Source organism: Moritella sp. PE36 (assembly GCF_000170855.1).
Taxonomy (GTDB): domain Bacteria; phylum Pseudomonadota; class Gammaproteobacteria; order Enterobacterales; family Moritellaceae; genus Moritella.
In genome coordinates this window covers 1-9,246 of record NZ_ABCQ01000092.1, presented here as the reverse complement: position 1 = coordinate 9,246, position 9,246 = coordinate 1, and the positions used below count along the sequence as shown (strand labels likewise).

At 38.8% G+C, this 9,246-nt stretch carries 8 protein-coding genes; 2 read left to right on the top strand and 6 right to left on the bottom strand.

Annotated features, from left to right (window positions below):
* On the top strand, positions 1-1,338 hold a 1,338-nt coding region (locus PE36_RS23025), incomplete at its 5' end, for a CsiV family protein (protein ID WP_006034523.1).
* A gap of 10 nt (positions 1,339-1,348) precedes the next feature.
* Here the strand turns inward: PE36_RS23025 and PE36_RS23020 are convergent.
* From PE36_RS23020 to PE36_RS24935, 6 genes are all read right to left on the bottom strand, one after another.
* The gene (locus tag PE36_RS23020) at positions 1,349-3,202 is read right to left on the bottom strand and encodes a sugar transferase (protein WP_006034522.1); all 1,854 of its coding nucleotides are present in this window, start codon (positions 3,200-3,202) and stop codon (positions 1,349-1,351) included.
* Between the two features lie 2 nt (positions 3,203-3,204).
* Entirely contained in the window at positions 3,205-4,266 is a 1,062-nt protein-coding gene (locus PE36_RS23015) for a glycosyltransferase (protein ID WP_006034521.1), read from the bottom strand.
* Complete coding sequence (locus PE36_RS23010; RefSeq protein ID WP_006034520.1) at positions 4,250-5,719, bottom strand: chain length regulator (capsular polysaccharide biosynthesis); 1,470 nt, start codon at positions 5,717-5,719, stop codon at positions 4,250-4,252. The genes PE36_RS23015 and PE36_RS23010 overlap by 17 nt, the downstream gene beginning before the upstream one ends.
* A gap of 2 nt (positions 5,720-5,721) precedes the next feature.
* Positions 5,722-6,204: a hypothetical protein gene (locus PE36_RS23005; protein WP_006034519.1), complete on the bottom strand. Its 483-nt coding sequence runs from the start codon at positions 6,202-6,204 to the stop codon at positions 5,722-5,724.
* Positions 6,205-6,271: 67 nt separating this feature from the next.
* Positions 6,272-7,456 (bottom strand): hypothetical protein, encoded by a 1,185-nt coding sequence (locus tag PE36_RS23000; RefSeq protein ID WP_006034518.1) that lies wholly within the window; start codon positions 7,454-7,456, stop codon positions 6,272-6,274.
* Positions 7,453-7,905 carry an acyltransferase gene (locus PE36_RS24935; RefSeq protein ID WP_006034517.1) on the bottom strand — a complete coding sequence of 151 codons (453 nt, stop codon included), beginning with the start codon at positions 7,903-7,905 and terminating at the stop codon, positions 7,453-7,455. The genes PE36_RS23000 and PE36_RS24935 overlap by 4 nt, the downstream gene beginning before the upstream one ends.
* A gap of 447 nt (positions 7,906-8,352) precedes the next feature.
* Here PE36_RS24935 and PE36_RS22990 point away from each other — a divergent pair.
* Positions 8,353-9,246, top strand: an 894-nt coding sequence (locus PE36_RS22990) for a glycosyltransferase family 2 protein (protein ID WP_006034516.1), incomplete at its 3' end; no start/stop codon positions are given.

Here is a 9,246-nt window from a genome sequence, read left to right as displayed (position 1 = left end):
GTGAGCGCGGCAGATCAAGAACGTTGGTTTGAAGTCGAAGTCATTTTATTCGAGCGAAATATCAACCCAGCCAAAGTAACAGAACATTGGGACCAGTCTTTATATCCAACTTATTCGAAACAGAATAAGAACCCGATGGCATTATTTATCAATGACGATAATTTAATCACTCCAAGTGGTAGTCACGGCATCAATACGCTAGCGTTAGCCGACGAAAGTAATGCCGTAACTGGCGGTCTACAACCAACCATTATTGATGATAGCCAAACTTTACCTGTTTTCGGCGCTGATCGAGACGAGTCTCTGCTGCAAGGCGTTGATACAAAAGCGGACATCATCGAAACGACAAATGTGGTTATCGATGGTGCTAATTTAAAAGATAACGTTAAAGATCCAGCCCTAGAAATAGTGCCAGCAAGTGAATTACAACTTTCAGCGCAATTTACTGCATTAAACAATCACGCTAATTATAATGTTGTTTTGCATTCAGCATGGCGTATGCAGCCAAAAGACCGCAACGAAGCTGTCCCTATTCGCTTGTTTGCGGGTCACAATTATCAACAACAGTATCAACAAAATGGCGATCTAATCACCCAACAAATAGAACCTGTTGTTACACAAATCAGCGCATTAGATGTATCTGCTGAGCTTGCGGGTTCGACGCGCAATACTACCGATCAACTAAATGTGATTGATTTAGATAACGCTACAACTATCAATGATGGTGTTATTGTACAAACAAGCAATGTACAAGCAGATGATGCGCAAACAATCACAGATACAATGGCAGTTCCAGTAACGCCTACAGAGCCAACCGCACCCGTTTGGAAAATTGACGGTGAGTTGACCATTTATCTAGAGCATTACCTTTATGCCAAAACAAATCTATTTGTGCGTAAAGAAGGCACTAAAACCATCAAAGCGAAGGAAAGCATTACAGCTGAATCACAAGAATCAGACCAAGCGACGAATGTTGAAAATGTTGACCTATTAGAATTATTAGGTATTCATTTAGAGCCAAAAGCCGCTAAGCATGACGACGTAGTATTAAGTAATGCGGAAGTTAACGTCGATACAGCCAAAGCTCAAGACGAAAATTCACTAACCGATGACAGTGGCAGTGCAGTTACGGTTGAAGAAACTACAATGATCGAACCTCAAGATAAAACGGTTCCTTTCTTGAATAGTTATCCGATGCAGCAGCTTCGTGTGATTCGAAGTGGTGAAATACATTACCTTGACCACCCTATGTTTGGCATGCTCATTCAAATACGAAAATATGAGCAGCCAATTACAGAAGATACAACAATAGATACAACAATGGAAATAGCGCAGTAATAACTGCCGATTAATGACCTTTAAACGTCACCATCGTTAAAAATGTTCTTAATATGATCATCACATCTGCTTTGAGCCAACGAGTAAAACTCGTGAGGCTTAGAGCATATGTATGATCCCAATACAATTTATTTTGAACATCTTCTAAACATGTATCTGCACCTTGAGATATTTGAGCTAAGCCTGTGATACCAGGCCTAACACCGTTTGTACGCTCTAAATAATAAGGGATTTTCTCTTCTAATTTACCACAAAATACTGGCCGTTCAGGTCTTGGCCCGACGATCGCCATATCTCCTAACAACACATTAATCAATTGCGGTAATTCGTCGATTCGCGTTTTACGTAAAAATCGTCCTACCGATGTCACTCTTGAGTCTTGCTTCTGCGCCCACACAGGACCCGATTTGGACTCACACTCCACGCCCATGGTCCTAAATTTTATAAGCATAAATACTTCAACATAGTCATTGCGAATTTCTCCCACCCTAAGCTGACGATAAAAAATTGGTCCTTTTGAGTTTAATTTAATCGCCAGCGCAATAAATGGCACCATAGGAATGAAAATAGCCAGCGCAAAGATTGATATAACAATATCTGAAAAACGCTTAGGTATAACCACACTTTTCTTCTGAAAATCAGATGTTGCTTGTGCGGTATTAATCTTGATCCAAGTACCACGGTCTAAACCAAAAATGTAGCGGATGCCACCATAAAAACTAGCCATGTACCCAACAGCTATATAATACAAAGATGCCCAAGGTTGTTTCACCGGTGCTGCATCAAACAATAATCCCAGCGCAGAGCCACCATAAAGGCAGCATTGCCCTAGCCACAAAAACCAAGCCGTATTGGCAATAATCGTTGAATTGCTATTTGTTAAAAAAGCAGTAAATACAAATAAAGCTAATAAGTTAAAGGGCATTAACGTGCGTAAAAATTTACCACTGAGAAAATTAAAACCAGTCAAACCATGTTGAAATGAAAACAAACCGCGTAATCTTAATACTTGTTGAACATTGCCAGCACCAATACGTGTGCGACGAGAAAAATCACTAGCTTCATTTGTTGCTTCCATTTCAATAATCGAAATACGTTCATCCAATACCGCTCGATAACCACGGCTAACTAGCAACATTGGAAAAACAAAATCATCATTAATGGTATCAACCGGGATCTCTTCGAACAATGATGCTTTAATCGCATATAAAGCACCAGGGGGGCCAATAATAGAACCAGTCATACTTTCTGCTCGACGAATGTTACGTTGATAGTTCCAATAATGTGCCTCGCCTTTAGAACCATGATCATAAAGTTGGTAATCTCCGGTGACAACACCCACCCCTTCCTCGGCCATGCGATATGCAAATATTTGCATGGCATCAATCGAAATTAGTGCACTCACATCACTTAATACTAAAATATCTGATTTTAACTTATAGCGCATCAATAGCTTATTTATAACATGCACCTTACCGTGATTTTCTTCAGCAATATCTAATTCAAGATTTACATTATGTAATTGATATTGTTTTAAATATTCCTTCGCAATAGTAACTGAATCATCAGTGCAACCATCAAAACCGAGCACCACATTAAGCTTATCGGCAGGGTAATCCAGCATTAATAAGTTGCTGAGTTTTGCGCCTAAATGTTTAGCTTCGTTAAAAACAGGCATCACAATAGTGATAATAGGCAGAGCACGATCTACATCATTGGATAGGTAATTGCGAGATTGAAATGTATCAACCCTGCCATCAACAGGCCGTGATTTTGCGTAGTACTGCAAAAACTTCGGGTAAACCCAATGATGATAGATAAATAAATTGATCGATACGATAGAGCCAAACAGAAGCCAATCCATAGCTACTCCTTAATTAATTGATTATAAGCTTTAATCATCATTCTTATATCAAAGTGCTTAGTAATGAAATTGCGCGGATAATGCTCTGTGCGACGTTTCATCTGCGCTTGGATCGCAACGTGAAATTCATTAACAGTATTTAGCTTAATTAAATGCCCAGTTTGTTTGCATACGCCTTCATGCACAGCGCCCACATCACTACAGACAACAGGCACGTTACAAGATTGCGCTTCTAAAATTGACAGCGGTAGTCCCTCATTAGATGAGGTTAATACAAATAAATCCAATTGATGATAAAATCCAACCATATCATCTGTATAACCAATAAATTTAACTTTAGTTGATAGGTCTAATTCCTGCACTAAATTGGTTAGGTTTTGTTTTTCAGGGCCATCTCCAGCAATATACAACTCAACATTAGGTATATCAGCAACCGCTTTAATCAAAATATCTAATGATTTTTCCGTTACTAATCTTGCTGCACAGCCAATCTTGAACACCCTTGATCTATATTTATAACGCTTGTGATTTAAACTCGGAGAAAATTTTTCGGTATCAATGCCATTTAAAATCGTCACCGGGGCTACACCTCGACCTAGTACTCGTGTTAACTGTGTTCCAACAGTCGCAGCATCAGCGACTAAGGTAATATGATTCAATCGCAACATTAACTTTGTCATCTGTAACTGTTTATTATCAAGTAAGTGCCACACATCATGCTCTGTATGTATGTGCTGTATATTGGTTAATCTTAAGGTTGCCATTACACCATAAAGTAACGGTCCGATATGATGCGTATGGATAATATTAGTATCCAATGACATTAATACTTTACGTAAGCGCCTTACTGTTACAAGTTTAAATCCAGGCTGTTTGTCCAAAAATATTAACCGCTCTTGATAACGTTTCAATATCGGCCAGTGAGTCAAACACTCTGATTTTTCACCTTCGAGAGCAACGATATACACTTCGATATTAGATTCTTGTAAACGCATGATATCAAAAACCAATTTTTCTATACCACCGGGTTTTAGATGCTGGATTATTTCAACCATTATTTTCATTTTCGCTGTCCTTTTCATAATCAATCGAAGGTAATCTCGCGAGGATATTTATATTATCAAATGCATTTACATTTCTAATATGCCATAACGTATCATCTAATAATTCAGCAGCCACAGTCAGACTAATACCACACCCAATACCGCCAATAAGGCCCATAACGATATACAGAGATAAAGACAGATTTGTGGGATAACCGGGAGTGAAAGGCATGTCGATCACTTTGATTTTTTCAGGTTCTTCATGCCGACCTAACTCACCAGTAACTTTAGCCATTTCATGACGATTTAGTAGATCGTGATACAATTTTGTATTCACAATCAAATCACGTTCTAGGGCACTCAGCTCTTTAGCTACATCGGCTTCCATTGCAACATTACTCGTTAAACGCTTAGATTGTTGGTGCAACATTGCAATTTCATTTTCCAATTGAATGACGCGTGATTGTGACGTTTGTAGATTTTCTAACTGAGACAGTAATAATGAGGGGGCTTTGCCCTCACTATCACCACTGTCAGGTACAGAAGCAAGATTCCATAACTGGTTTAGCTGTTCGTCAGTAAATTCAACATTTTTACTGAGTAATTTGTTTTGTTCGTTTTTAAGATTCTTTAACAGTAATTCAACGGATTGTACTTTAGAATGGTTACGGGTATAGCTCGCTTTTAATAATGACAGTTTTGCTTCTACTGATACTATTTGTTCTTCAACAATACCGATTACGGGATTAGTTTGAGCCAACTTCAACTTCAAGCTGTTCAACTGGCCATAAGCTCCTGATAATTCGATATCTTTATCTCTAATTGCACTGTAAATCGAAAACAGTGTCTGGTTATTTTGAATAAATAACTCAGGTAAAACACCGAGATGTAGGCGACGGAAAGCTGCCATTTTTTCTTCCGCTGCGACTAATTTGTCACGCCTCAATTCTAACTGCGTAAGTAAAAATTTCTCCGATGAAATGATTGACGCACGACTCGGCGCCATTAAACTATCAATGAACAATTGACTAACAGAATTTAAAATCGACTTCATTTGACTGGGAACATCCCAAGTTAGCGTTATTATAACCAAGTCTGCACCAGACAGTTTTAATGTGATCGCACCTGATAGCTTTTTAACAATCAAATCCCTTTCGCGATAATCACTGTTTTTATCTATGAGGTCATTTTGTTCTGCAACTGTAAATAATATATGTCGACTATGTACTAATACCCGTAATGCAACCATGCGGTCTTCAAGGTTAAAAGACACGGATAAGTCTTCCAAAAATGGATTTAGCAGTGAACTTTCCTGAACCAAAATAGATGTATGTGAACCGTATCGTTTTGGTGTCACCATGCTAATTAATGACGCAATCAACACCGCTAATATAATAGATATTCCAAGGTAATAACGCCGACGCCAAATTATCTCGATAAACCTATAAATATTCCCCCAAATAATGGTGCCCATATTTACAACCTAGCATTTTCGAACAAGTCGATTGCTTCATTTGTTATTAGCCTATTATTGTTAATTAATTTTTCTTCAATCAGCACTGAATCAATGGGTAAACGTGGATCAAAGGTAATCTGAATAACCGCTTGATTTGCGGAGAGCGATTGCACTACGGACTGCACACGTTGATGGCCAATAGATAACGATGCGTAATCGCTCTCTGCTTTCGCTTTACCATAGCTAATAATAGCGCCATGCTGCCAATCATAGAGATAAAGCAACCGGTTACGTTGACTCTTCGTCAGTTTCACTTGCTTATATGCAAACACAAAGTTTAATTTTCTAGGTTGCAGGGCGGGTTTATCATGCGGCGTTATAAGTGTCATTCCGGACATTTGGATAGAGATTGCTTCTGGTGCCGTTGCACAGCCGTGAAGCAACACAAACGGAATGATCAGCAGTTGAAGTCGAGTACATTTATAATGAATCAGTCCTTTCATATTTTATCCCTAGACACTACTCTTGATATGACACACTACTCTTGATGTGAAACATTTATTCTTGATGCTACAGACTGTTTTTAATTGCCAGTTTTTCGGTCAGCAGCGTCGTAACAAGTTCACAACGGGCTTGCCAAGTTGCAGATTCAACCATTTTTCGAGATCGAGCTGTTAATTTTGCCAATTTCTTATTTGACAATAACAGCGCTATATTTAATTGTTCTAACATTTGATATTTATCATCAGCAACATAGATACAGTCCCTAAACGGCAACACGGCAGGATATTGCGTACTTAGAATAGGATGCCCAATAGCGAGGTACTCTCTCAATTTTAAAGGGTTACATGCACGAATTTGTTCATTATCTACAAATGGAATAAGTGATACTTGCCAATTTGCCGCGTATTGAATAAGTTGCTCGTGAGGCATATCAGACAAATGAATAATGTTGTTATACTCGAATAGTTCACAATCAGTTATTTCAATTCTGCCAATAAATAAAAACGTTACATCCGGCCGTGATTGTGCAAGAAACCGAATTAATTCAAAATCTAACCAACTGGTAATACTGCCATAATAACCAACAACCAGATCTGATTCAGGGTAATTGTGAGGACGTTTACACACTGACGAAAAATGCTTTAAATCTACACCATGTGGTAATAAGTACGTTTTTTCCTGGGGCAAGTGCCGCGCTATATTTTCACTCGCAACAAAGATAATATCCGCTTTTTTAACTAACTCGTTTTCTTCAAAGCTGACTTGCTTATGATCAACACCGTTTAATGCGCTAAAATCATCCCCCGCATAATAAACAACGATATCTTCTCCTAATGAGCCAATAACACAGCGTCCCGTCGGCAATGATAGCCACAATATTCTTGGTTCCTCTCCTTTAATTTTATGCTTAGCAAGTAACGCGCGCGTTTGGTAAGTTAGTAGCAAGCGATTAACCACATAAGCGATATAACTACCGGGCCAAGGAATGGCCACGGGCGCAAGAATACCCAAAGGTTGCTTTCCCGACACTGGCTGAGTATTACCCTGATTAAAATCATTACTTGTGGCATGTTTTAGCTGTTTGAACTTCTCGATGATACGTTTACCATCTCTCAATCTTGGTCGCCTTAAACCAATTGAGTTAACCCAATACACTTGATGTTGATTAGTCATACATTTCATTAAATGCTGTGTACTGCTCGGGTGACGTCCCCAATCTTCACCAAATACAATCCATTGTGCATTTTTCATAGCGATTTTATTACCTTAGCTGGAGTGCCACCAGCAAGAACACCCGCAGGTAAATCACGTGTCACGATACTACCAGCAGCAACAATAGTACCTTCACCGATAGTGACTCCGGCCATGACACTGACACCCGTTGCAAGCCAAACATCTCGCTTTAGAATAATATCACCGGCTTGCGAATCAAGATCTGGTAATCCATCGGCACGCGCTTGCGCATCAATAGGATGGCCGGGGTAACCGGCAAGAAATACCCGCCCTGCTAACCTGACATTGTCCTCAATAATAATATTGCCACCGACAGCAATATTGTTTTGCCAATTGATATCCACATTATTACCAATGACTAAACGCGACGCTTTCCCATTCATACTTCGGCCACTTAATGTTGATATCCCTGAAATGCGGCAGTTATCACCCATTTCAATGGTTAAATGCCCTAACACTAATGGCATTCCTGAATACAAATACAAATTACGCGGTCTCGTCAATAGTCGACTTTTAAATAAGGGGGTCCAATAGAAAATTCTAAAGATATTAGTGAATATCTGGGAGATAAAGAGGTGAGCTCTTAATATTAAAGGATGTAAAATAGGAATGACAGGAATTGAAAAATGCATAACCCCACGAGCACAGCGATGACATGTTTTAGCTAGCCTACTTTCATCATGTTTTAACCACAACTTGAATGTACCAAGCATATCCATATCATTACATCCTCTGTAATCAGTTTTCCGTCTAACAAGAATAGACCATATAAAAACAATGGGTTAAATGTAATCAAATAATCTCCCATAATAATAGTCATTAAATTTAGAAACATCTCAGCCGTTATTAATTAAATCGACTAAGCTAACTATTAATGCAAAGGATTTGTAATTGATAGATAAGTAGGGGTGAATATGAAACCAATCGTGAGTGTCATTATTCCAAGTAAAAACTGCCTTTCTACCCTACCTCGAGCGATTGAGAGTATTTGGCAACAAGATATTAGCAAAATAGAAATCGTTATTGTTGATGATGGCTCAACGGATAATAGCTGGGAATGGATATGCCAACTTTGTCGGCAATACAATAACATAATCGCGTTGAAATTAGATTCAGAAGGCAGTGCAACAGCTCGTAATCATGCAGCTCGAGTAGCAAGCGGTACTTATATAGCTTTTCTAGATGCTGACAAATTCTGGTATCAACACAAGTTACAACAACAAATATCATTTATGGAAGAAAACCCACAACTGGGTATTAGCTTTACTAATTTTGAACAGATGAATGATAAAAGCGAAGTTACCCACGATCGCTTTACTCACTGTGATTATTTCAAACAGCAAACACTTAAACATAACCAAGATGCATTCATTATCCCTAAAGGTGCCGCCGCGATCTTCTCAGAAAATGTAATAGGTACTTCAACAGTACTGGTCAGACGCGATTTGTATCTGGCACTCGATGGCTTTGATCATAATATAAAATTAGTCGCCGATTGGGATCTATGGTTAAAAATTGCATTGCACACCGCTATTGGCTGTATTAAAAAGCCATTAACCGCTAGCATGCGAAAAAAAACAATGATGAGTCATCAAATAAAAGAATTAAAAGCGATGGAGCAAGTCATCAAACGTTATGAAAACAAGATAAAAACGATTGACCCTTACGCTGTACACTCTGCTCATGCACACTTATCAGAGTCTTACGCCAAATATTATCGCCAAAAAGCATGTCCAGCTCAGGCATTAGCTTGTGACATCAGAGCATTGTGCGAACAGCCAGCCCCACGACACTTACGCAATATTTTA